Here is a 467-nt window from a genome sequence, read left to right on the forward strand (position 1 = left end):
TGATGATCTAAAAAATTTGGAAAAAACAGGCGAGGAACGCTCTCACTTGATGGAGCTAAAAGCTAAAATTAATAATATAGTATACCAGTTTGAAGCAATTTTTTTGACCACAAATAGAATAGCCGAACTTGCTATTTCTCAATCTCGAGAGCTTTTTAAACGCACACTTACACATAGGCTTGAGTTTTCACTCTCGTTGGTTAAACATCTCGCCCAGACAACCAAATATGCTTCATCTGATTTTCTTTTTTTGTTGAGCTCTTGGTGGAATTTTGTATTTTATTTCAAACTATTACAGCTATTTCTTTCTTTTTTGATTCCGCTTTTTATCGCTTTGGGACTTTCTTATTTTTCTCATAAAGTTCTTGCACATATGCGCTGCCACTTTATCAAGAGCAATGAGGAAGTATCTTATTTACAACGCTTATTGATTGCTTTTGTTTCAGTTCTTTTACCTTCGCTTGTGT

1 pseudogene is annotated in these 467 nt (G+C 34.3%); it reads left to right on the forward strand.

The annotated features are described in order from the left end of the window. A pseudogene (locus J7R05_RS07930) lies at positions 1-467 on the forward strand (mechanosensitive ion channel family protein); the annotation flags it as partial.

Source organism: Bartonella capreoli (assembly GCF_902813205.1).
In the GTDB taxonomy this organism is placed as follows: domain Bacteria; phylum Pseudomonadota; class Alphaproteobacteria; order Rhizobiales; family Rhizobiaceae; genus Bartonella; species Bartonella schoenbuchensis.